Consider the following 25,473-nt stretch of genomic DNA (forward strand, 5'->3'; position numbering starts at 1 on the left):
AAAGCTTAAGCTCTTATTTGAGCATATTAGAAAAACTATGAAGGAGCACAATGCCATGAAAGGTATCATTCTTGCAGGTGGGAGCGGTACTAGATTGTACCCCCTTACCCAAATTGTATCGAAGCAATTATTACCAATCTATGATAAACCCATGATTTATTATCCTTTATCAGTACTAATGTTGGCGGGTATAAGAGAGATACTAATTATTTCAACGCCACAAGATATTAATAAATTTGAGCAAATGTTAGGTGATGGTTCAAAATATGGAATTACCCTTTCATATACTGTTCAGCCTTATCCAGAAGGTATAGCACAAGCATTTATTATAGCTGAGGAATTTATTGGAAATGATAATGTAGCTTTAATTCTTGGCGATAATATCTTTTATGGTCATGGACTAACAGAATTACTAGAAAAGGCTGTTAAGAAGACTAGGGGAGCTACAGTTTTTGGTTATTATGTCAATGATCCAGAGCGCTTTGGGGTAGTAGAGTTTGATTCTAAAAAGCATGTAATTGATATCATGGAAAAGCCAAAGGAACCAAAATCAAACTATGCAGTAACTGGCCTGTATTTTTATGATAAACGTGTAATAGAAATAGCAAAAAACATTAAACCATCTAATCGTGGGGAATTAGAGATAACAGATATAAACAAAGAATATCTTGAAATGGGAGAATTAGAAGTTGAATTATTGGGAAGAGGCTATGCATGGCTGGATACAGGTACACACGAATCATTATTAGAAGCAGCACAATTTATAGAAACAATTGAGAAAAGACAGAGTTTAAAAGTAGCTTGTTTAGAAGAAATTGCATTTAAAAAGAAATATATAACTAAGCAACAACTATTAAAAATAGCAAATTCGGTAAAGGAAAATCAATACAGCCGATATTTACTAAGTGTTGCCCATCAATAGCATTTAAATGAATGGAGAGAGAAGAATGCGTAAAATTCATACAGCATTAGATGGTGTTTTTATTATAGAGCTTGATAAATGCAGTGACAAACGTGGTTACTTCATAGAAACATGTAACAAGAAAAAATTTGAACTTTTAGATTTACAGGGAGACTTTGTACAAGATAATCAATCATTATCTGTTCACACAGGCACGATACGTGGTCTGCATTATCAGTTGAATCCTAAAGCCCAAATGAAGGTAGTGAGCTGCATTTCTGGTTCTATTTACGATGTAGTGGTAGATATCCGAAAAGGCTCTCCAACGTATGGGCAATGGTTCGGAACAATTTTAAGTGAGTATAATAACCGTCTACTTACCGTTCCTAAAGGGTTTGCACATGGTTTTTGTACTACAGAACCTAATACTATTGTCCAGTATAAAGTAGATGAGTATTATTCACCTAACCATGAAGGCGGAATTCTATGGAATGATGAAACGATAGGGATTTTTTGGCCAACTAATCAACCAATTTTATCAGAGAAAGATAAAAAACTACCTAGATTAAAAGATACTAATGTCAACTTTGTTTATGGAGATGATTTTAATTGAAATTATTAATAACGGGTGGGGCAGGATTTATTGGTAGTAATTTCATTCGGTATATGTTAAAGAAATATCCTCAATACCAAATTTTAAATGTAGATTTATTAACATATGCAGGAAATTTATCTAATTTAAAGGAAATATCACTAAATCAAAATTATAAATTCATCAAAGGGGATATTTCAAATGAAATATTCATAGATAAGCTATTTAAAAAAGAGAAATTTGATTATGTATTAAATTTCGCAGCAGAATCTCACGTTGATAGAAGTATTAAAACTCCCCATATATTTGTCCAAACTAACATATTAGGTACACAAGCCTTATTACACTCAGCATATAAAACAAAAGTGAAAAAGTTTGTACAAATTTCTACAGATGAAGTATATGGGACATTATCTCAAACGGGTGCGTTTACAGAGCATACACTAATAGCTCCTAATAGTCCTTATAGTGCAAGTAAAGCTAGTGCAGACTTAATGGTACGAGCGTATCATGAGACATTCGGTTTACCTATGAATATAACTCGTTGTTCCAATAATTATGGTTCCTATCAGTTCACGGAAAAATTAATACCATTAACAATAACTCATGCGTTAAATAATAAAAATATTCCTCTATACGGTGATGGATTACATATAAGAGATTGGCTTCATGTAGAGGATCACTGTGTAGCTATTGATTTAGTTCTGCATGGTGGAGCAGATGGGCACATCTATAATATCGGAGGAAATAATGAATATACTAATCTAGATATTGTACAAAAAATACTCAAATTCCTAAATAAAGATCAATCGCAAATTACATTTATCTCAGATCGCTTAGGACATGATCGACGTTATGCCATGGATGCTACTAAGTTGAAAGAAGAATTAGGTTGGACACCACACTATCTATTTGATGATGGGCTCACTCAAACAATTAAGTGGTATATAGATAACCGTACGTGGTGGGAATGAATTCTATTAACTAAAAATTACATAAGTTAAACGAGGAATTTTAAAATGAAGATACTGATAACGGGAGTAGATGGACAACTAGGACAAACTTTAATGCAAGTACTCAGCAGAACACATCATGAGCTATATGGTGTGAATCGAACCACGTTAGATATTACAAATAAAATAAGGGTTTGCACTTATATTGACAGAGTAAAGCCAGATGTAATTGTACACTGTGCAGCATTTACAAATGTAGATGGGGCAGAGAAAGATAAAGGTTTGGCATATGAAGTAAATGTATTAGGTACAAAATATATTGCTCAAGCCGCAGGAAGAATAAAATGTAAATTTGTATATATTAGTACGGATTATGTGTTTGATGGGGAAAAACATACACCATACAATCTTGTGGATCGTCCTAATCCATTAAATATATATGGAGAAACAAAATTGGCTGGAGAACATTTAGTAACAACATACACGAATAACCCTTTTATTATTAGAACTTCGTGGATATTTGGAAAGGGAGACGGTCACTTTATCGCTAATATAAGAAAAATAGCAAATCTATACGGTGAAGTCCGCGTGGTATCTGACCAGTTTGGTTCACCTACCTATGTACTAGATTTAGCAAATTTTATTACAGAGTTAATAGAGACGGATCAATACGGATTATATCATGTGACAAACGAAGGAATATGTTCATGGCATGAGTTTGCAGTTGAATTTTTTAAAGACTTCAATAAAGACATCAATATAATTCCCTTAACGACGGAAGACCTCCCGCAAATAGCCAATAGACCTAAATATTCAGTGCTAAGCAAAGATTGCATTATCCTGAATGGATTAAAACCATTAAGACATTGGAAAGAAGCATTAAAAGAGTATAAGGAACAATTTAATAGTAGATAATCATTTTAATTTATATAAATTTAGCCAGTAAATATAGCTTTATTTTTTGGTAAGTTGCAGTTGAATTTTTTAGAAATTTGTCGTTTATAAAGTATGAACTGTAAAATAAAAAACCACTATAGTGGTTTTTTATTTTACAACTATACATTAAATCGTAACAAAAGCCATTATACATTCGCTGAAAAAATATAGCTTTATTTTTTGGTAAGTTGCAGTTGAATTTTTTAGAAATTTGTCGTTTATAAAGTATGAACTGTAAAATAAAAAACCACTACTTTAAGTAGTGGTTTTTTATTTTACAACTATACATTAAATCGTAACAAAAGCCATTATACATTCGCTGAAAGATTAACGGTACATTTACTATTTTAGCATAGTTGCATTCAAATAAATGTTCCAATCTAGTGAACTTTCAAGCTTGAATAGATTTAGATAATACCTATTAGGGGTCACCATACATCGCCACCTAGCTAGTATTTTGAAGTACCCCCAAAACGAAAATTTTATATCTTTGCAGATATTTATGAGAATTATTCACGTTTTTCTGTTTCAGGAATCAGCAGTTTCCTTAACTTGATAAGCATGCGTCAGGATTCCTTATAAAGAAAAATAGTAACCCATCAAATTCTTGAAATTCCACATCTAAGTTTTGAACTTTATATTTAAATTGAAACCCAAGTTTTTCTAATATGTGGATAGAGGCCAAATTTTCTGGAAATACAGTAGTAACAATGTTTTCAATCCGAAAAACTGAGAAAGCATATTTTAAAAGAGCTTTCGTAGCTTCTGTAGCAAATCCCTTTCCCCACTTATCATGTGATAATGCATAATATACTTCTGTTAATGATGGAGCAAAATCTAACGGTCCTAACCCACAATAACCAATTACTTTTTGAGAAGTTTTTTCTATTATGGCAAGATTGAATTTTACAATGCTATCTACTGTATTTTTTTTATTCGAATCAATGCTCCACTGAATAATATTTTTCATTTCTTCCAGAGAATAAATTGGATCTGAAATATATCGATGTACCTCAGGATTCTTTTGTATTTCATATAAATAGTCTAAATCATCGATTTGATAGGGTCTAATTAATAATCTCTCAGTTTCAATACAAGCATTAGTAAACATAACATACCTCTCTTATCTTAATTTTCAAACAAATTTATATTCAAACTCCTTTCCATATTTAGTATAGGGGTATTACAAAGTGCTTAGTCGAAAAATTGTAAATACACCTCGTTTTGCAAAACCTTTCATAATCAATCCTAAGGTAGATAAGCTTAGGTTAGCTACTTCAAATATTATCCGATAATGTAAATAGTTATCGTGTTAATTATTTCTCATCTCTTTAATCATTTCCGTACTCCTAAACTCAATTATATCACCGTAAACACATGCTATAACTAGATCTTACGAGCTTAATGTTTTGTAAATTATGTGAAATTTAATTTAAAATCTTAAGCTGATGGATGTGTGGGGCTGTCCCCCTAATCAGCCCAAGAGTCATACATAAAAATTTTATACGTCGTGCAAGACATTAAATCCAATCTGCCGGGCCGTGACTTTGAAATATAGAAACAAATAAGGGATCTTAGTATCCCTTATTTGTTAATTAATAAATTCAAAAAGTTTTGAGCCGTTTGTTCCTCCGGGCAAGTTTTATTTATAAAATTGATTGATAGAATTGATAACACTAGTATCAAAAATGTGAGATCTTTCTGCTCCATAGTAGCTAATAGGATAATACCCCACAAATGTTTTAAAAGCATCTACATATTGTTGATAGCGTTGTTGAAAAACAACCGCACTTAAATTATTGGCAGAGTCGCCCCAATTAACCTTACCATCAACTTCCATTTGAACTCCAATACGTGTTTTAATACCACTTAATTTAATTGCTGCAGGCTTTCCATCACGGAAAGTTACTTGCTGTTGATCTATGCTGTGTTTTACGCCTTGTAAATTCGCAAGAGGTGCTTTATTGTCAGTTCCTGTTCCATTGAAATAGTAGTTAGGTTGTAACAGAACCTCATCAAAAATATTTGTCCTATTTGTTATATAACCTACACGTTTAATTGTATCAGCTGCAATGCCTTCAGCATTAGAATAGATTGGTACCCATATGAAATTATAAGGTTTTGATAAGGAGTTTTTAACATACTGTGATAAATCTGAAGCTAATTTAACTGACGAATTGTTCGTGAGATTATTATAGTCAAATGACGAGCCTGGGTTGTTATACATATACTCGCAGTTATAATAAAATCCTTTTACGGATTTCCCAAGTTCTTTGTCTACCTGGTTAATAAAGCTTTGAAGCTTCGGATATAGGGTCTTAAAAGGAGCACTTGCATGATTCATACCTGGTAACCCAACAATAACAGGTTTAGGGTTTTTAGAATTATTAATAGTGTTCACAGTATCTTTTATATATGATAAGGCCCTAGAATAAGAATTATTAGACCCATCAGTATATATTTCCCAGTGCGGGGTAGGTAAGATGACAAATTCATCAACATTTGTAAATTTTTCAATATCTTGAGTGGTAAATTGAGAATATTTTTTCCCGTTTTTTGTCTCACCTACATAAAGGAATACACGTTTTGAATTCGAAGCTGCTTGTACATCTGTAGAACCCAAAAAGGTGAAACTAGTAATGCTTAATACAAGCATCATAATTAACGATAAAATCTTTTTAATTGGTTTCATAGAAACCCCTCCTTTAATTTTGATAATATGTTTTAATATTGAAATTCAAGATTATTGCATCAGAGAAAAAAATAGCTTTGTCATAATTTGTAAAGCAAAAAAAAATTTGTCGATTTGTAAAAAGTAGGAGTATTGATATTGCAATATTAAGAGTTGGTTTTATTGCTATACTGTCCCCATCACCATCAAGCTAAAATTTTATGGTATCCCCAAAACGAGATTTTTTGCTAATTTGTAATAAAAAAGCTTATTTTTTTGTTTTGGGGTATTTCTTAATTTTTAGGTTGATGGGCATGCGGCTGTACCCCAATAAAACCTTGTATTATTTTTCTTAAGCAGTGATTCTACATAAATTTCAAACTATATATTTTTCATTTATATACCTCCTAATACACAACTAATCTTTAGTTCATACTTATATATTAGACTATTATTCTTTCATCTCACTTTCATATATCTTACAATAACCTTAAATATCTTTTTGTAGATATTGGATATTTTGCAAGGAAGGTGGTAAGGGATATGAAAAAAACTATATTAATAGTTGATGACGACACCGATATTATCGAACTATTAAAACTTTTTTTAGAAATAGAAGGTTTTCTTGTTTTAGAGGCTTCGGATGGTGAATCAGCTTTAAAATATGTGAAGGAAAATCATATTGATTTAGCTATTGTTGATATTATGATGCCTAAAATGGATGGCTATCAATTAATTAAAAAGGTTCGTGAAACGTTGAAATTCCCAATTCTTATATTATCAGCCAAAACACAAGAAATAGATAAAATTATGGGATTAGGACTTGGAGCGGATGATTTTATTGTTAAGCCTTTTAGCCCTTTAGAAATTATAGCAAGGGTTCAAGCACATCTTAGAAGATCTTATGAATTTAATAAGAATACTTTAGAAAGTACGGTTAATCAGATACATATTGGTAATTTAATATTAGATCATCATTCTTGCATGCTCTATAAATATAATAAGTCAATTACTCTCAGTGCCATAGAATATAAACTGTTGACACTTTTTATGGAAAATCCCGGGAGAATATTTACCAAAAAACAAATTTTTGAAAGAGTATGGTCTGATCATTATTATTCAGATGACAATGCTATTATGGTGCATATTAGTAGACTACGCGAAAAATTAGAGGACTCCCCCAGAAATCCAGTATATATAAAAACTATACGAGGACTAGGATATCGCTTTGCTAGAAGGGATGAACTTTATGAAGGATAAGGTTCTATATATTCTAATTAAAAATTACGTTATATTTGCATTGATAATTGGATGCACCGTGATAATTTTATTTTTACTTTTGAACTATCAGTTGGAAAAACAATTGGGAACACTACAAAACTTAAAAGCAAGTGAAGTAGTACGTGAAGACTTTAAAGCTATAAACTCCAAAACAATAGAATCCTTTGGAGGCTGGGTAGAAATTCTTAATGAGAATCTGCAAATTATCTACACTAAAGGGGGAAAAAATGATGATGTTTCATTCTATTCATCCAAAGAATTTACTGCTTTATTTTTTGATGATTCTAAGCTTCCTTATTATTCTTCTGTATCATCATTTTTAACGAAAAAAGGGGATACATATTATTGTCTTGTCAAAATTCCTAAACAAAAATTACAGTATAAGTATGCTTTTTCTGATGAAAATGAGGAATATTTATATATTTTTTTTAAGATATTAGTTCTTATTGCAGTTTTATTTTTCATTCTTTTTTTTATCAATGTATATATGTTTAGTAGGCGAATTGCTATGAAAATAACAAAGCCTTTGGGTCAATTAGTAAAGGGATTTGAGCAAATTGCTAGTGGGAAATATGATAAAAGATTGAACTATAAAGCAAATTTTGAATTAATGCAAATACAGGATTCTTTTAATCTCATGTCGGAAAGACTCGATAAAATAGAAAAAGAAAAGAAGAAATTAGAAGAAAACAAACAGAGAATGCTTGTAGATTTATCTCATGATTTAAGGACGCCGATTACAACAGTTCAAGGATATATTGAGGCGTTACAACTAGGAATAATTACAGAAGAAAGTAAAAAAGAAAAAACATTAAATATTATATACAATAAAATTCGAATCATTGCATTATTAACTGAAGATATTTTTGAGCTGTCTAAATTAGAACGTTCCGATTATCCTTTTGAAGTAGCTCCTACAGATATGTCTGAATTTATTCGTGAATTAATAGTAGAATATTATGACCTATTTCAAAATAAACAATTCATATTTCAATATCAAATTCCTTCAAAAAATGTAGTTATTCCAGTTAACAAAAAACTATTATATCGTGCTGTATCTAACCTAATATCTAATACTTTAAAATATAACATGGCAGGTACAACTGTTTTTGTATCGTTAATTGAAGATAAAAATAATGTATATATAGACATTATAGATAATGGTATTGGGATTCCCAAAGATATGGTGAAAAGTATTTTTGATGCATTTGTCCGAGTAGATAGTTCTCGAACAAATGATGGGGGTTCTGGCCTTGGACTGACCATTGCAAAACACATAGTAGAAAAACATGGGGGAGATATATGTTTAGATAGCAAAAAAGGAAAAACGCATTTTCGTATTTCTTTGCCTAAACCAAATGAAGTATGAGATTGCACAAGAATTTGGTGTATAACTTGGCGGTAGATTTATTCATTAATTTTACCCGAGACATAAAAACAACATGAAGTAATAATATATGTTTTTTCCTGTATTGATTTTATGAATACATTTACACTTATATAAAAATTGCATAATAAATGATGAAATAAAAAAGATACTTAAGATTAGTGTAAGATAAATGAAAGTGAGATGAAAGAATAATAGTTTAATATATAAGTATGAGTTACTGTTAGGAGGGATAAAAAAGTATACCTTTACGAATGAAAAGAATTCTTATATTTTAGGGATTTCAAGACAAACAATCTCCATTAATTTATATATATATTATACGGTGAGGTTGTTATACAAAAAAATATTAAAGGGGATAAAGAACATGTTAAAAAATGCTGGTCTAGGGTTACTTTCTACAGCAATTGTATTAACTTCCGGTTTAGGATTATCCAGTACAGCTTCAGCTGATACCACTAAAGTTTCTTTTTTAGTAGAATCTAAAGGGGAATTTACACGAAGTATAGATTTAATTGGGTACAAAGATAAAGAACCTAACAACACTTTGGAAAATGCAAGTATATTCGGTTTAAATGGTGTAGTTTATGGTAACCTTAATTTAACAGATAAAGAAGGTGTTGATATATTTGAATTTACACCAAATAAAACAAATTTGGCTTACTTTAAATTAACTGGTTTTTATAATGATAATAATTTTGATTTATATTTATTAGATAGCAGTGGGAATGAATTAGCCCGATCTCAAACTAATGTAACAGAAAATATTTATTACAAAGTACAAGCAGGAAAAACTTATTATCTTAAAATACAAGCATCCGCTCGTCATAATCCAGATGGTGACTTTGATTATACTTTAAAATCCTTTGCAGAAGGTAATTATTAAAATGATTATAAAATGACCAATAAATCATATTAAAACTCCCTAGCGGTTGTTAGGGAGTTTTAAAGGTTCTGTTGCAAATTAACTCTATAGTTTTCAAAGTATTAGCTTCAAAACAAAAAAGCCGCTTACCTTAGTAATGGCCTTTTTGTGGGTAATGAAGATCAAATACTAAATTGAAACACAATCCGTTACGCATTCACTGAAAGGTTGACCGCTTACATTAATTATTTTAGCATAGTTGGATTCGATTGAATGTTCCAATTTAGTGAACTTTCAAATCCCAATTCGATCAGCACATGCTAATAGAGCTGGAGGTTCATGGATATGGATAAAAATTACTTATTAATATTGGAACTATATTATCTTCTAAATGTCGTTAGATTTATTATTACAGTTATTAAAGGGGCATCCTTAAATTGGCACCAATCTTCTTTTTCTATAGGATATATCTAAAATGAAATGAGAACAAAAAAATTAAAAGAATTGTTCTCCTATATCCGGGAATACTCCTTAAGGAAGGCTGACAAAAATGCTAAGGAGTTATACACGATATGGAAAATGCAATTGGAATTGTATATGATGGGCAATTTTATCAACTTTTACTTCATAAAAGCCCAACTGTTTTTAAAGAAAATATCAGACCAATGGAAGCGCGCTTACCACTACCTTTGATTTTCTCAGATGATCAAAATGGACAGATTGTAAATGTAGCCTATGTTTCTAATAAGCCTAAGGTAGTAAGGAATACCGTGGCATTATCAAGTGAAATGTTAGAGGTTTTACTTGGTAACAATACAGAAGAGCCATGCTCCTTCTTACCAGGTACTGTGGGCGGGTCAACTAACGTTCGTTCTTAATATAGAGAACTATTGATTGAATTAAACTGCACGAGAAGGAAGCGAAATCTACATGAAAACATTATGATTAAGCAGATGTTTTTTTAGTAACGTATAATGAATTAACCAATACTATTAAATTAAGGCTGCTTTTGTACATTTAGTTGAAATCTCAAAAATCTATATGATAACAGCCTTAATTTAATATTGTTCCATTTTTTGTTTGATTAAGTAGAGTGCGTTGTAAATTCGATTCAAGAGTTTATTTTTTCTCAATTAATATGAGATAGAATAGTTTCTAAATCAATCATTAAAATTGTATTATCCGTATATAATAAAAACATTATAAAAGAGATAAAGAATGACAATTAGTATTAAGCAAACTGGGCCTACTTGTGGAATTTATGCAATGTTAAATGGCTTATACAACTTAAACAAGATTAAGGATGTTTCTAAGAAACAGACGGATGATGTAGTTTGTAATTTATTAAGTAAAAATGTAATAACAAAAAGAGGTATTGCTATTAATGGTAATACATTTTTAGGAGAATTTTTCGATTTAAATTTGTATAGAATGTTTCTAGATAATAATTTGGAGATATTCAATCAAGCAACTGGATGTGAAGATATAAAATATGATGTAAGTATAAAGAACATAAAACATCTAAATTCTAAGGAGTTAATTATGAAGTTACAACAGAATAAGTGTTTTGTGCTTTTTAGTTTATGTACATATAAACGTCTTACAAAGAATCATATAATTTCTCATTGGGTTTCTATAGTTGGTTATGACAAAAAAACTAGTAAATATATTGTAGTAGATAGTCTAAAAGGGAAAATCAAGAAATACTCTTTGGAGCGATTATATCAAGGGAATAACCGGCTGCAAGATGCTCAGTTTCAATGGGGAAATTTTAAACTCGGTAAATTCCATTATTGGGACCACCCTTGGGGATTGCCCCCTGTTAAGAAGCAGGTAAAAGAACAATATGACAAGAAAAAGGCTTATTTAAAAGAGGGGATTATTAAGCATGAAGTACCTCATACATCAGGGAAAATGATAGTAATTGAAAAGTTATAAGCGCTAAGAGATTATTCTGGGTTATACAGAAATTGCAACTTCCCCTAGTTGCACACTTACGATATTATAAAACTTTTCCTCTTAAAAACTAGGGTCTTAGTTAAAAAGATTACTTTTAACAAGTAGTATTTAGTCGCAACCACTCACCTTGTGGTAGTAGTTACTGGAAGAGATGTTAGCGCATCTCTTCCTTTATTATATACTTACAGAATCTTTGAAATACCTTTAAAGAAATTATAACAATTCTTAAAACAAAAAAAGACGCCCGGATTTTGAGCGCCTTTTTTTTGTTGAAATTCGATAAGATGTTAGGTTTCCAATCTAACATTGATAAGAGTGACAGTTTTGATTTAATTACATATTAGAATATTTTTTGCATTGAGAAAATGAGTTCCTAATATTCATAATAATTAAATAAAATTTTCTGTATATTATAAATATTTACAATAATGTAAAACGTGTTACAGTTAAGATGTTAGTTATAAAACTATTAAAGGAGGAATTTTTATGTTCAAGAAATTAATAGTGGGAGCATTAGCAACTGGTTTTGTATTAACAGGAGGTATGGGAGCCTCAGCTGCAACATCTACAGTTGATAATACTAATAAAAAACTTAATTCGCCACAGTCTTCATCTTATAACATCTATGAATATCATTCTAGTTGTCCTAAGATTAATAGTAATGCTCCCTATAGAATGTCAATGATAAATGAAAATGGGATTTTCGCTAACTCTTTTACTGATTCAGGAATCACTTGGTACTTTAAAGGTTATGGGTATAATAAGACCATTGGATGCTACGAGGGAAGGTAATAATCAAAGAAAAGACACCCAATTGAGTGATAAAAAAAGGAGAGTGAGATTTCACTCTTCTTTTTGTTGTACGCCTTCTACTTCCATGTAGTCAAAAACAAGTGCATGAATATCCTTATCAAAATGTTTACATTCTTATAAGGACTCAATGTTTATATCTTTATAATGTGACGCTAACCAGTCTGCAGCGAACTTAGGTTGGCTATATATACAGATGTGATTTCCATTTTGAAGGAATATACTTCCTTTAAACCACGTTTCAAATGATGGTTTAGAAACATTTTTTGTATGTTGAATAGTGTCTAGTACCTTCATCCAAATATCTTTTTCAGGATGGGGTTCTACTATTTATATTAATAATATTATCAAATTTAATATCTCACCAAAAAATGAAGAATAATACCAATGAATTCTATTCAAATTGTCTTTTTTCTAATCGATCAATCGCTTCTCGTTTCTTTTCATTATTTATATTTGTATAGATACTAGTAACCTCAACAGAAGTGTGACCGAGTTGATCTCGTAGCAACACTAAGTCCTTGTTTTCCTTATAATGATTTGTAGCATACGTATGACGTAGCTTATGTGGACTACGCTTTTCATCGAATGCACTTGAATACTTCTCTACTAAGTTCTGTATAGCGCGTACAGAAAGCTGTGTGTATTTTCCCTGGTACCTAGTTACAAATAGAATATCTTCTTCAGGTGGACACATATATTTCTCTAAACGTACTTTCATGTATTCTTGTACGTCGTCTAAACACGATTTCGTTGCGAGTATTGAAGATTTTTTATTACCTTTACGAGTCACCTTAATGGTTCCCTGGCGAAAGTTAATACTTGAGAGGGTAAGACTAGCTAATTCTGATACTCGAAGCCCAGTGCCTAAAATAAGGCTTATTAATGCTATATCACGTTCTTTGTCACGTAAAAAATAATTGTATTTACGTGTAGAGGTCTCTTTTAGGATTGTTGCGTAATCATTTGTCAAAAATCGTAAGAATGCCACATCTTCATTATCGTTAAAGATAATATTTGCTACTTCATCAGCTCTTGCTGCAGCATCAACTTTTTCTTTATGTAGTTCGATTTTCTCCATCACGTTACGTGAGAGATAGCTTTTTCCATGCTCATCTTCTGAATTCTGCGCTAAATATTTAAAGAGAGATTTTAAGGCAGAAAAGGTTCTATTTATAGCTCTAGTTTCAATTCCTTCACCTTGTAAGTACATGTGAAAGCGATTTACATCATTTAAGGGTAATGTTTGTAATGTCTCAATAGGTATATCAGTTATATTAGTAACCACGTTACCATTTACGACAGCTAATCGCTTAAGAATAATCCATTTAAAGAATTTTTCAAATTCAGTTATATATGCGTATAGAGTAGCAGGGGAGAGAGCAGTCTTCATTTCTAGGTATTCTATGACATACCAGGGCATATTATTTTTATGCTTTTCTACAAGAGCCTTAAAACGTTCTTTTTCTCTATTACTCATGGTGTACACCTCAAATCTTTTAATTAAATGATAATATATACTATTAAAATGCTTCATAAATATGTATTAGAAAACAAGAAAGGTATCAATTTTATATTGATACCTTTACTATACATAATTCTATTATAATCGACAATCTTCACGTTAAATACATTTTTAACGAACAGTTTACTATAATCTAATTATCGTTTACTATTTACACGCGAGGGAGAGTGACAATCCAATTTTCCCTTTACTATTTTAATCTATAATTTTTGAATTAAATGGAAATCATATTAAAGTATTGGATTTGATATAATTTCCATTTAACTAATTGTATACGAAAAACTTTATTATTCAATTGCTCTAATCGTTTTACTACACAATGTAAATACATATTTCATTAACCAAATTAATGAAATCGCTGATCCAAACAGTATAATAGCATCAAATATCATTTTTGATATTAAGCCTTTTTGATAGCTAAATGAAAGAAAGATAAAATTCATAAATATAAACATTATTAATGCATTTAGTGTGCCTAAGAATTCTTTTTTAATAGAATCATCATGCTCAAAAACTTTAGTATTTAATGCTGCAACACCTACCATCAAAGCTGCCACTCCTAATGAGACTGATAAGTTTGTAGATACCAACGTTTTTACGAAGTCTTGTATTTCTTTTATTCCATCTGCTTTAAGGTATAATTTTTCAGTGCACCAATATACATACACGAGTATTGTAGTTAGTTCATAAGCGCCAGCTGTAGAATACAGCAGAAATTTACTCGGTATTTTTTCTAATAATTCCTTGGTTTTTTCTAAAAATTTCTTGATTTTTTGCATTTAATTCCGCTCCTAACTAAATAGCTAAAATTTTGTCATTAGACAGGTAATAATAATTATATCCTAACATCACTATATTACACTAGTCAAGTGTTCGTTAAATAAGAATTTAACGTGAAGATGAAATTGGTATTTAACCGCCCTCTTCCCTTGTTGTACAAATTGTAGAAAGACATAAAAATGGATATTTTTTAGACAAGAAAGTGGATACTGCGATTTCTATAATTATTTTTGGACAAAAAAATGAAACCACCTTATTGATGGTCTCATTTTATATACCTAATTATTAACGTAAAACTAAGTTAATAATGTACGTACCATTTTTTCAAAGTGGTACTAAAATACTGATCATGTATTAGCTGAGCAAACTGTAATACAGTTATTAATTTCTGTAGATAATACCTTTAAATTAAAATATCCTGTTTTACATCTTCTGCAGTGTACATTGCTTTAGATAACGACTTTATATAACTTGAACGAATGAGGAAGAAATATATAACTTGCATACATAAAAAGCTTATCAAAACTATAGTAGAACTGCCTAGAACGGAAATATTTCTACCAATGCTTGTAGATTTGGATATATGCTGTAATGCCATAAATGCCACACTACTATGAAGCATTGCTATTATAATGGGTAGGAAAAACAAGATGACCATCTGTCTTGTGACAATTCTTTTTAATTCAATTTTACTTAATCCTATTTTACCAAGCATGTTGAAATATTGATAATCTCGATCTAAATCTGTAAATAAGCGGAAGTATAAAAAACTTGTAGCAAAAACAAAAAACACGATACCTACCAGTATACTCATAATTGACAATAGCCCATTTTGTTGCTTCATTTCATTCCATATTAAGCTAAGAGAATCAAAATAAAAAGATGGCTTTCCATTATTTTCATCTGCTTCTATTACATGATTTAGTTTTTTAGCAATATCAGTTGTGTGAATCCAGTCTTTGATTATAAAACCATATAAGGTTGATTCTATTGGTGTTTTATATGTCCCTAAAAAGTACTCATTCGCGACTTGATTATAGATTGAATCTTTTACTACTAATATAGAATCATAATCCTGCCTTAGTTCTTCAATTTCTACATTCTTTTGAATAGGAAGATTTATATGTAAGTTACCTTGTTTAATTTGCATATTTTTCTGCTTTTCAATTTCTTCATTTTTACCCTTCTTTGCTTTCTTAGATGTTATTATCAAACTTTCTTTATTATTTTTTAAGCTTTCCACTGGATACCCCAGCTTTTGAACATATTCATTATAATCCGTTAATCTGATTAAGGTCCTTCCATTTTCTGTTGTTATAAACTTTGGAGAAACTAAGATATATTGAAAATGGGCCTTTTCTAGTTGTTTTTTTATTTCAGCTACATGTTTTTCTTCATATACATTTCCTTGAAATGATACATATTTAAATGCATATGGACTTTTTCCTTCAGCCAATCTAGAATTACCTATCGCAGCGCAAATCCCTATTGCAGTAAATGCCATAGCTGAAACAATTGAGACAATAAAGAATGTTTTTGCATTGTCTTGTAAACGATATATTAAATCTGAGAATGTTAACAAATTTGTTTTTTTATAAAACAAATTTGATCTTTTCTTAAGTAAACGCATTACATAGACACTTAATTGTGTAAAGAAGAAATATGTGCCGATTACAACAAGGGCGACGCCTAATCCAGTCAATATAAGTAATTGATATTCATTCATATAATCTTTTCCGATTGATATATAAAATGTTGCGAAGTACCCTAGCCCAATCAAAATAATCGATAGCACTGTCAATGCAATAGAACTTCTAGGCTCTGGTTTAGGCTTTTCTTCGGATTTTAATAGTTCCACCACTAAGTTTACTTTTACCAACCTAGAAGTAACTATGGAAATTAAAACAAACAAAATAATGAAGGCTGCACTAGTAATAGTAATTGCTTTAATTGGAAAATAAAATGGCAGTCCATCTTTTAAAGATAAAATAGAGGCACTAATTAATAAGATTAATTTAGAAAAAGCAAGCCCAATTCCAATCCCAACTATAATGGACAGAAAAGCAATTAACATATTTTCAATTAATATTAGCTTGTTTAGTTGTCGATAGGACATACCTTGAATCATTAAAATTCCAAATTCTTTTTTTCTCGTTTTCAAAAAAGTACTGACAGAATATAAAATAAATAAAAATGAGAAGAACCATGTTAGATACTGTGAAACCTGAAGACCTATATTCCCCAGCGTGTTCATAGTTATACTCACATTAGTAAGTTCTCCTTGTAAGTTTGGATGATAAATTAATAATCCATAGATGAAAAAGACCATAACGGCAAATGTACTACTAAAGAAATGTCCAAGATAAATACGTTTATTACGTAGGATATTATTAAACGCGAATTGCTGAAACGTCATACGTTTTTCCCTCCTATGAAAGACAAGGTATTCATGATCTTTTGATAAAAGATTTCGCGATTATCTCCACAATATATCTCATTATAGAATTTTCCATCCTTAATAAAGATAACACGATTACAATAACTGGCTGCCTTAGGATCATGTGTTACAAGTAATATTGTTTCCTTTTCTTCCATATTTACCTTCATTAATAATTCCAACACATCCTGAGCAGATGTTGAATCCAAATTCCCAGTTGGTTCATCTGCGAGCACCAATTTTGGTTTATGAATAAGAGCTCTTGCAATAGCCACTCTCTGTGCTTGTCCGCCTGAAATTTCATAGGTGCGGTTATTTAAAATTTCTTTAATACATAGTTTTTCTGCTAATTGTATAACTAACTTATCCATTTCTTCTATTTCAGCACCCTCTAGGGTTAAAGGTAAAATAATATTTTCTTTAACTGTCAGTGTGTTAAGTAGGTTAAAAGATTGGAATATAAATCCTAAATTCTTACGTCGAAATAATGATAAATCATTCATATTTAAATGAAATGGGTTTTCTCCATTGATAAGTATTTCCCCTGTTGTAGGAGAATCTATGGTTGATATCATGTTTAAAAGAGTTGTTTTACCGCTTCCTGATGGTCCCATAATTCCAACAAATTCTCCTTCATGGATGGTTAAGTCGATATTAGACAAAGCTTCATATGCCATTTTCCCGGTGTAAATTTTACAAATATCTTTTACTTTCAAAATTTCCATAAATATACCTCTTTCAATTTGCTATATTATCTAGTGTATTTTAATCAGATATTCGCTCATATTGATTTATCTTTCATTTGGGTTACAAATATGTAAGATAGATCAACTAAGGGACTTTTACTATATGAAATCGTGCTTAATATTCGGGAAAACGATAGTTACAATGGTTCCTGAGCCAAATTCAGATTGTAATTCAATCGATACATTTAATTTATCTGATACTTCTTTTGCAAGATACAACCCCATTCCCGTTGATTCTTTAAATAAACGACCGTTTTCTCCTGTATAGAAAGGCTGGAAGACTCTTGGTAAATCAGATTTAGGGATACCGATACCCCGATCTTGAACTCGTAATATAATTCCCTTTTCCGTTTTACAAGCAGAGATTGTAACTTTTTCTCGTTTACCGCTAGAATATTTAATAGCATTAATGATAACTTGATTTAGTATAAACTGTATCCACTTAGTATCTGTTTCCACTATGAGATTGGAAGGGATATTAATTTCAGGATATACATAATTGTGTAAAAATGATCTCTTATTTTCATGTATCACTTTATTTACAATTTCACGTAACAAAACTTTGTCTACCTGAAAATCTTGCTCAAATGTTTCTAGCCGCGCCATGTTTAATACCATCTCTAATCCTTGTCTCATCTGATCTGCTTCTTCCGCTATACTTTCAAACCGTTCATCATACGCGTCTTGCGTAATAAGTCTAATCACGGATAAAGGTGTCTTCATTTGATGTACCCATTGATTCATAAAAGTTACATGTTCTTCCCTTTTTCGCTCCCATAACTTTATTTCACTTTGATAATAATGATATTGTGCTTTTAATAGTTTATTAATTGAAATAGAGAGTGGTGTAGAATCTAGTTCTTCTATAGATTCGTGTAATGTTTTTAGTGGGGTGGATAACTTTTTATACATTTTTTGATGACTAAAGTATCGGTATAATAAGTATCCTGTCATCAAAAAAAGGCCTAAAAAAACAGCGTATAATGCTGTTAACAAGTTATTATAGCCGTCATACCAATATACAAGTAATACAACGAATAATTGTATTATTGTATACAATATAAGAGGAATATGCTCACGCATAAATAACTTCATTCTTTACACCTCATTTTCCCAAATCACATTGAGTCTATACCCTGAACCTCTTACAGTTTCTAAGGCATCTTCTATACCTAGTTCTGCTAACTTTTTTCTTGTTCGTGTTATATGTACACTTAGTGTATTATCATCAACGTAATTATAATCTTCCCAAATTTTATCCAAAATGGCCTCTCTGCTCACAACACGTGATGGGCGAAGTAATAATAATTCAATTATTTCTGTTTCTTTTTTAGTTAAGGTTGTCAGTTTCCCATTCAATCTTAATTCCATTCTTTCTGGATACAATACTAATCCAGTTTGTTCTACTGTACGTTCTCCTAATTTAGGTGCATAACTACCATACGCCCGACGAAGCTGACTTTGAACCTTTGCAATTACAACCTCGTAATAAAAAGGTTTGGTAATATAATCGTCTGCTCCATTTTGTAAGGCCATAACTTGGTCCATTTCGCCATTGCGTGCAGATATAAAAATAATTGGACATGTAGATACTGAACGAATTTGCCGACACCAATAATAGCCATCAAATCTTGGTAAATTGACATCTAATAACACTAAATGTGGTTGTATGAATAAGAAGTTATCTAAAATGGTTTCAAAATCAGTTGCGATTATGCCCTGGTACCCATATTTCATTAAATGTGATTGAAGTAAACTTGCAATCTTCTTGTCATCCTCAACAATCATAATTTTTTGCATAATATTTCTTTCCCTCATTTCTACTCAGTTATCTTTGTGATTTATGTAAAACCTACAATATTACAATTTTTCATCTTTTTTTATAAGTTCAGAACAACTTTCTAAAGGCGAATTCTAATACCTTATATATTTTCATATATTTAATTGTTAATCATTAAACATATTAATATACACAGCACTATAAAAAGCATAAATTGAATAAACCATTCAATTTATGCTTTTACATCATGTTTTAATTTTATTTACTTCACTACATTAGAGGCTGTATATAATTTACTACCATAACATTCCTTCATTTAATTCCAGGTAAATATCTGCTTGCTCAAAAGTAAAACGGTTCTTTTCTGCTTTACTAGAATGAAATCGAATCATAGTAGCTAATCCCAAAGAATCACTTCGAAAAGGTTTATCTTTTGTACCTCCAATGACATTTGTGTTCTTTATATGGTTCCAACCACCAAGAGAATAGAAATGAACTAATGATGGTTCACAAGTAAATATACTAATATCTGGTGTATTTCTCTCAATAAACAAAGCTGCTTCCTTTATTAATTTTAAGCCGTATCCCTGTTTACGGTAAGCTGGGTTAGTCATGACTTCACTAAGACCAAAGGCTTTATAATTTTCACCGTGATGTTTTATATATTTACTTGGAATTCCAACATGACTAATTACTACATTATTTTCTACTAGAACTAAAGAAATTGAATTCGTGTCTTGAGTATCTGGCCATTGTTTATGCTCATTATTTTGATAATATTCCGGCCAAGTTTGATGCATGACAAGGCTAATCTGTTCTTTCAAATCAGGAGGACAATGTTTTTGAGAAATGCTTAATAGCTTCATGTCCAGCTCAACTCCTCATATATTTAAACATTAATTTCCTACTAAAAAGTTATTTCTAATTAAGCTTTTCTTTTATTTTCTTTGGAATATCGTCTTTTTCAATTTTTTTATAGCTATTAATTAAACTAATTTTATTAGGAACTTTCTTGTTAGCATCCTTATCTTCATCTGCATCAATCTCTAAATAAGTACCCTCAGTAATAGATTTCTTATCCTGTGTTGCAAATGAAATTTCTTTTTCCGTTCCATCATCTTTAAATCCTTTTAGAGTATAACTAGATGTCGTAGGATCAAGTTCTCCTTGTACTTTTACATAGTACGTTTCTGAGGATAATTTCCCAATCATACTGCAGCCTGTCAATACACTATTGAACAGGATTCCAGTTGTACAAATAGCTAATATACGTTTTTTCATGTTTATTCTCCTTTTGTTTTGATGTCTTAAACAACAGATTACAGGAGAAATATACAATTACATATTGGTTTATCTTACGTTTATCTTACATTTTTGTCACCTTTAAAATAGAAAGAATCTGGCCTATTCTTATACACATACAGTCACTATTAAAACAGTAAAAATTTGATTCCTAGTGGATATTTTTGCGCGTATAAAATAGAAACGATTGTCGCTCTTCTTATAATTATTGTACTTACATCTATGGGCTATATAAAAGAAAAGTTAATAAATGACTCTAAATGTGAAGAGAGTATACAGGGGCAAAAAAAATTTCCGAATCTACTTCTCAAACAACAATCGTTCTTTTCTAAAAAATGATGAACGGGTTGTTGTGCTTGGTGAAAGTACTTATGATATCTTAGGAGTTAAAAAATTTCGATATTTTTTACATCTAATTTATAGACCGAAAAGGATATGCCCTTCTAGTTATGAGAATGGACTTATTCTCGTATTAAGTGGTTCAAAAACATGTAAAGAAAAAAGGCACCTTTTCAGGTGTCTTTTTTTCTTTACTATTCTAACTGTGAATTTGAAGTCTATTCAGAGAGTCCCCACTTTGGTGTCTCCATTTTAAAAAGTATCCAATTTCTTGTCTTGTTATGCGGACAAGAAATTGGATACTAAATAAACTACTTTTGTTGATAATTCCACATTTCATACTATAAAATTAGTACCAACTTTCATGTCTTTATACACTTGTTGTACACTGTACAAAGACATGAAGCTCCAAACTATTTTAGACAAGAAAATCTAAACTTTTAATTTAATTAAACTAGAATGAAGTCAATGCCTCAAAATAACAAAGACCCAAAACATTAACAATTTGTTTTAGGTCTTTGTAAAAGATTTCTCATACTAATTCTTCAATATTAAATGTTTTATAGTTAGCAAATATATTCTTATTGCTTTTATTTCGGAAGAACAATTCTTTTATATAATTGAACGGTAATAAAATAATAGATTGAATAGATAATTAGGAAAATCAAGATTGGTAACCAAATACGGAAATATGGATCAATTAAGATTAAACCAAAAATCTTCATACCCAATAACACATGAATCATACCTATTATCCCTGGGAATAAAAACACTAAAAATATCTCTTTATAAATGGATTTTGCTAATAATTCATGACGTACTCCAATTTTACTAAGCATTTCATAGCGTACAATATCTTTTGATGAACCAGAAAGAATCTTAAACATTAAGCAGCTTGCCATCATCGCAAGGAAAGCAATACCTAAGAAGAACCCCATAAATACTGTTCCACTGGCACTGGCGTAAATACTAGTATAAATTCGATATTTACTAAAGATATTTTCAACTGTAATATCTTTATATTTTACTAGCTGCAACTCTTCAATTTTTTTCCATTTGTCTAAATATGTTATAAAATTATTAGTTTTTCCAATTACAACTGTGTTTTCTTTTCCTGGAATTTTATCGTACATTTTTTGATCTACTATTTTTTTTACTTTATCAATGTAATTTAAATATGTCGGTTGAAGAGAGATCAAAGCTCTATGCCATTCAGTTGGGATAGTATGTGCATTCTCCTCAACTTTTACTGAAGTTGCTCCTAAAGGAAGATTTTCAGACACTCTTTTTACTTTCCCTTTATCCTCTGCTTGCACAAGCGGACGTTTTTTCTCTAAATCTTCTTTCAAGTAGTAAACATATTTATCGTCTACTTTATAGTGATATATATTCTTTTCTTTAAATTGAATACCATCTAAAATATTCATTTCTTCTGCTGTTGGATTATGAATGACTGTATCGTATATTTCAAGAGCCTCCGTCGATTTTATTACGTTATTCTTGAAAGCCATTCCACCTGAAATTGCCCCCGCACCAAGTGCTACTAACATTGCTACTGTTGCGAGTACCCTTGATAAACTATTAATACGAAAGTTTAATTGTGCAAAGGTAAAAGCATTAAGGCCTTTCTCACTATACCTTTTATTATTTTTCAATTTTTTTATAATAAGCGGAAGGAAAGAAGTAAATAACATATAGGTTCCTGCCGTAGTTGTGAGCATCGCAATCAAAGGCCCCTGCTCTTTTAATTTGTTCATATAAATCATGGAAGCATAGCCACTTCCTAATAAAATAATAGCTAAAATTGAAACGATGCCAGTCCACTTACCTTTAATCATTGTACGTTCTGCTGAAGCGTCTGCATGTACAAGTTGCAGAACGGAGATATGTGATAATTTCACACTATTCATAATGGCAGATAACATAAATAATACCAAGAAGAACATACAAGTAACTAACATCGATGGTACATAAAAAGCTTGATAGCCACTCGCGGTAAAATCGAGTTGCTTCATAAGAAGTTTACCAATTCCTTGTGAAAGCCCTATTCCTATTGTAATTCCAACTACTAAAGATACTGCCCCAATAATAATTGTTTCTACAAACATAAGAAATGTAATCTTTTGTTTTTTTGCGCCTAACATCATGTACATCCCAAATTCTTTTTGGCGGAGGGACATTAAGAAAGAATTGGCATATAGAACATAGAAGAATGTAATAATCCCAAGTAGATACGATCCAACTTGAAAAATCATACCAGTTGAGCGAATGGGACCATTATTATTAACAAATGCTTCATTTAATGCTAATGTTTGAAACATATAAAAAATTGAAATTGACATAACAAGGCCAACTAGTAAGACAATATAATCGTTCAGCTTACTTTTTAGTCCTGACATAGAAAGTTTAAAAATCATGATGGTGGTCCTTTCTCTTATCCTTTTTGTGTACCTAAATCTGCAAGTACATCTAAAATGTCTTTATAGAATGCTTCACGTGTACCATCGCGGTGAATTTCTTTAAACAACTCACCATCTTGAATGAATAAAATACGTTTACAATAACTCGCACTATATGGATCATGCGTAACCATCATAATAGAAACACCTTGTTCTTCATTTAAGTTTTTCATTGCTTCTAAAAGACTTGTAGCATTTTTCGAATCTAATGCCCCTGTTGGCTCGTCCCCTAAAATAATTGCAGGTTCATGTACAAGTGCACGTGCTGCTGCAGAACGTTGTTTTTGTCCACCAGATACTTCAGAAGGATATTTTGAAAGAATTTCTGAAATCCCTAACATTTCTGCCACCCTTTTGACTTTCGGGTCAATTTGTTTTGACGGAACACCTTGCAGCAAAAGCGGCAATGCAATATTTTCGTAAACTAATAAATTTTCAAGTAAATTAAAATCCTGAAAAATAAACCCTAATTTTTGAGAACGGAAGTCAGAAAGTTCTTCTTGTTTCATTTTTGTGATATCGATACCATCAATTTCAACAATGCCATCAGTTGCCGCATCTAATGTTGAAATTACATTTAATAATGTTGTTTTTCCTGAACCTGAAGGTCCCATGATCCCAACAAACTCTCCCTCTTGAATCGAGAACGACACATCTCTTAAAGCATGTGACTGATTCCCCCCTTTTTTACCGTATATTTTTTGAATGCTTTTTACATTTACAACTGAATTGTTCATAATATTCTCCTTAGCTCGGTACAATTATTAATTATTTTTTAGTTTCTCTTTTATTTTTTCAGGAACTTCATTCTCTTGTACAGCCTCAAATTGATAAACATATCTCCCTTTTATATGGACCTTTAAATAAGAATTTATATATTCATCTTTACCAGCAGCTCCTACTTTAATGGTGTTTTCATTACCGGATTCATCTACTCCATTTAACATGTAGAAATATCTCTTACCATCGTGTACAGGATCAGGTTTTGCTGCTTCTTTTGGAAGAGCATACATATCTTTTTCTTTTACTAACGGATTAAATCGGTCTATTGTGTCTCCTCCCACATAAGTTAATAAACCGCCACCCACAACAACTAATCCTGTTATTGCAATCCATGCTTTTTTCATCTTTCTTTTCCACCTTTCTTTTTCCGTGCGATTATATGTGAACTTATTCATTCCTTTAGATTTCAATAAGAACGGACATCTCTCTAACACATGTTTAAATATAAATAGAATTTCTTAATAAAATGTGAGAAAGCTTCTTAATTTTTTCTTAAGAAAAATATTTACATTGTAAAAAAGAACCCTTATCAACAAGAGTTCTTTTTTGCTATAAAGGTATATATTCAATTTGTATCTAGAAATGAATGTCGCATGTTATACTCCCTATAACGCAGACTGATTAGGGGATGCTCTGATTTATTTTCAATATGTTTTTACAATAGTGCATACTTTTAAAACCAATATATTTTATGAAACATGTATTATTATTGGTTAAGTAGTTTAGAGTTTCTTGTCTCAAATTCGAAAAATTTAGACTTTCATGTCTTTCTACATGTACAAATGTACAAGGATAAGCAACTCTAAACAAGATTTTTATAGATTTAAAGAATTATATTCATTTAATCTTGTGTAAGAAGACATAAAAATGGATACTTTTTCATAAAGAAATTGCTTTATTTATATATATATTAATAATGATTTGTAATAGCAAATCTATTAATTTAAAAAGAACTTTATTTCTGTAG

At 30.7% G+C, this 25,473-nt stretch carries 23 protein-coding genes and 1 pseudogene; 10 read left to right on the plus strand and 14 right to left on the minus strand.

What is annotated here, in order from left to right; translation table 11 throughout:
- Positions 1-55 precede the first annotated feature (55 nt).
- The 4 genes from rfbA to rfbD are packed head-to-tail and all read left to right on the plus strand — an operon-like array spanning position 56 to position 3,361.
- Complete coding sequence (gene rfbA / locus DN400_RS18870; RefSeq protein WP_098210630.1) at positions 56-922, plus strand: glucose-1-phosphate thymidylyltransferase RfbA; 867 nt, start codon at positions 56-58, stop codon at positions 920-922.
- 25 nt (positions 923-947) lie between these two features.
- Positions 948-1,514, plus strand: a complete 567-nt coding sequence (rfbC, locus tag DN400_RS18875; protein ID WP_001226087.1) for a dTDP-4-dehydrorhamnose 3,5-epimerase — start codon at positions 948-950, stop codon at positions 1,512-1,514.
- Entirely contained in the window at positions 1,511-2,467 is a 957-nt protein-coding gene (gene rfbB, locus DN400_RS18880) for a dTDP-glucose 4,6-dehydratase (protein WP_147801842.1), read from the plus strand. Before rfbC ends, rfbB begins: the two co-directional genes overlap by 4 nt.
- Before the next feature lie 45 nt (positions 2,468-2,512).
- A complete protein-coding gene (gene rfbD / locus DN400_RS18885; RefSeq protein WP_147801843.1) occupies positions 2,513-3,361 on the plus strand; it encodes a dTDP-4-dehydrorhamnose reductase in 849 nt (282 codons plus the stop codon).
- Between the two features lie 568 nt (positions 3,362-3,929).
- Here rfbD and DN400_RS18890 read toward each other — a convergent pair.
- Together DN400_RS18890 and DN400_RS18895 are read right to left on the minus strand one after the other, a co-directional pair.
- The gene (locus DN400_RS18890; RefSeq protein WP_000494836.1) at positions 3,930-4,493 is read right to left on the minus strand and encodes a GNAT family N-acetyltransferase; all 564 of its coding nucleotides are present in this window, start codon (positions 4,491-4,493) and stop codon (positions 3,930-3,932) included.
- 531 nt (positions 4,494-5,024) lie between these two features.
- Entirely contained in the window at positions 5,025-6,074 is a 1,050-nt protein-coding gene (locus DN400_RS18895) for a hypothetical protein (protein ID WP_097919863.1), read from the minus strand.
- A gap of 522 nt (positions 6,075-6,596) precedes the next feature.
- Here DN400_RS18895 and DN400_RS18900 point away from each other — a divergent pair.
- The 6 genes from DN400_RS18900 to DN400_RS18925 all read left to right on the plus strand — a co-directional run bounded on the left by DN400_RS18900 (position 6,597) and on the right by DN400_RS18925 (position 12,337).
- Positions 6,597-7,313, plus strand: coding sequence for a response regulator transcription factor (locus tag DN400_RS18900; protein ID WP_097947300.1), 717 nt, complete (start codon positions 6,597-6,599; stop codon positions 7,311-7,313).
- The gene (locus DN400_RS18905; RefSeq protein WP_147801844.1) at positions 7,303-8,703 is read left to right on the plus strand and encodes an ATP-binding protein; all 1,401 of its coding nucleotides are present in this window, start codon (positions 7,303-7,305) and stop codon (positions 8,701-8,703) included. The genes DN400_RS18900 and DN400_RS18905 overlap by 11 nt, the downstream gene beginning before the upstream one ends.
- 385 nt (positions 8,704-9,088) lie before the next feature.
- Complete coding sequence (locus DN400_RS18910; protein ID WP_147801845.1) at positions 9,089-9,607, plus strand: hypothetical protein; 519 nt, start codon at positions 9,089-9,091, stop codon at positions 9,605-9,607.
- A 551-nt stretch (positions 9,608-10,158) separates the two neighbouring features.
- Positions 10,159-10,464, plus strand: coding sequence for a hypothetical protein (locus DN400_RS18915; protein ID WP_147801846.1), 306 nt, complete (start codon positions 10,159-10,161; stop codon positions 10,462-10,464).
- Positions 10,465-10,804: 340 nt separating this feature from the next.
- Positions 10,805-11,524: a hypothetical protein gene (locus DN400_RS18920; protein ID WP_147801847.1), complete on the plus strand. Its 720-nt coding sequence runs from the start codon at positions 10,805-10,807 to the stop codon at positions 11,522-11,524.
- A gap of 507 nt (positions 11,525-12,031) precedes the next feature.
- Positions 12,032-12,337: an LCI fold-containing protein gene (locus tag DN400_RS18925; RefSeq protein WP_147801848.1), complete on the plus strand. Its 306-nt coding sequence runs from the start codon at positions 12,032-12,034 to the stop codon at positions 12,335-12,337.
- Positions 12,338-12,472: 135 nt separating this feature from the next.
- Here DN400_RS18925 and DN400_RS29950 read toward each other — a convergent pair whose 3' ends face one another.
- The 12 genes and pseudogenes from DN400_RS29950 to DN400_RS18985 all read right to left on the minus strand — a co-directional run bounded on the left by DN400_RS29950 (position 12,473) and on the right by DN400_RS18985 (position 24,850).
- On the minus strand, positions 12,473-12,652 hold the full coding sequence (locus DN400_RS29950) for a DnaA N-terminal domain-containing protein (RefSeq protein ID WP_255477974.1): 180 nt from the start codon (positions 12,650-12,652) through the stop codon (positions 12,473-12,475).
- 97 nt (positions 12,653-12,749) lie between these two features.
- Positions 12,750-13,835, minus strand: a complete 1,086-nt coding sequence (xerS, locus tag DN400_RS18935) for a tyrosine recombinase XerS (RefSeq protein WP_147801849.1) — start codon at positions 13,833-13,835, stop codon at positions 12,750-12,752.
- Between the two features lie 332 nt (positions 13,836-14,167).
- Entirely contained in the window at positions 14,168-14,659 is a 492-nt protein-coding gene (locus tag DN400_RS18940; RefSeq protein ID WP_147801850.1) for a hypothetical protein, read from the minus strand.
- A gap of 404 nt (positions 14,660-15,063) precedes the next feature.
- Positions 15,064-17,076, minus strand: coding sequence for an ABC transporter permease (locus DN400_RS18945; RefSeq protein WP_147801851.1), 2,013 nt, complete (start codon positions 17,074-17,076; stop codon positions 15,064-15,066).
- Positions 17,051-17,822 (minus strand): annotated as a pseudogene (locus DN400_RS18950) (ABC transporter ATP-binding protein). The gene DN400_RS18945 and the pseudogene DN400_RS18950 overlap by 26 nt, the downstream one beginning before the upstream one ends.
- Positions 17,823-17,942: 120 nt before the next feature.
- On the minus strand, positions 17,943-18,938 hold the full coding sequence (locus DN400_RS18955; RefSeq protein WP_147801853.1) for a sensor histidine kinase: 996 nt from the start codon (positions 18,936-18,938) through the stop codon (positions 17,943-17,945).
- Between the two features lie 3 nt (positions 18,939-18,941).
- Positions 18,942-19,643: a response regulator transcription factor gene (locus DN400_RS18960; protein ID WP_147801854.1), complete on the minus strand. Its 702-nt coding sequence runs from the start codon at positions 19,641-19,643 to the stop codon at positions 18,942-18,944.
- Positions 19,644-19,919: 276 nt separating this feature from the next.
- Complete coding sequence (locus DN400_RS18965) at positions 19,920-20,489, minus strand: GNAT family N-acetyltransferase (RefSeq protein WP_147801855.1); 570 nt, start codon at positions 20,487-20,489, stop codon at positions 19,920-19,922.
- Between the two features lie 55 nt (positions 20,490-20,544).
- Positions 20,545-20,904: a DUF1093 domain-containing protein gene (locus DN400_RS18970; protein WP_147801856.1), complete on the minus strand. Its 360-nt coding sequence runs from the start codon at positions 20,902-20,904 to the stop codon at positions 20,545-20,547.
- Positions 20,905-21,854: 950 nt separating this feature from the next.
- Positions 21,855-23,681 (minus strand): FtsX-like permease family protein, encoded by a 1,827-nt coding sequence (locus DN400_RS18975; protein WP_147801857.1) that lies wholly within the window; start codon positions 23,679-23,681, stop codon positions 21,855-21,857.
- Positions 23,682-23,698: 17 nt separating this feature from the next.
- Complete coding sequence (locus tag DN400_RS18980) at positions 23,699-24,460, minus strand: ABC transporter ATP-binding protein (protein ID WP_147801858.1); 762 nt, start codon at positions 24,458-24,460, stop codon at positions 23,699-23,701.
- A 27-nt stretch (positions 24,461-24,487) separates the two neighbouring features.
- Positions 24,488-24,850 (minus strand): YxeA family protein, encoded by a 363-nt coding sequence (locus DN400_RS18985; protein WP_147801859.1) that lies wholly within the window; start codon positions 24,848-24,850, stop codon positions 24,488-24,490.
- Positions 24,851-25,473: the final 623 nt, after the last annotated feature.

The organism is Bacillus sp. AR8-1, assembly GCF_008042345.1.
In the GTDB taxonomy this organism is placed as follows: Bacteria; Bacillota; Bacilli; order Bacillales; family Bacillaceae_G; genus Bacillus_A; species Bacillus_A cereus.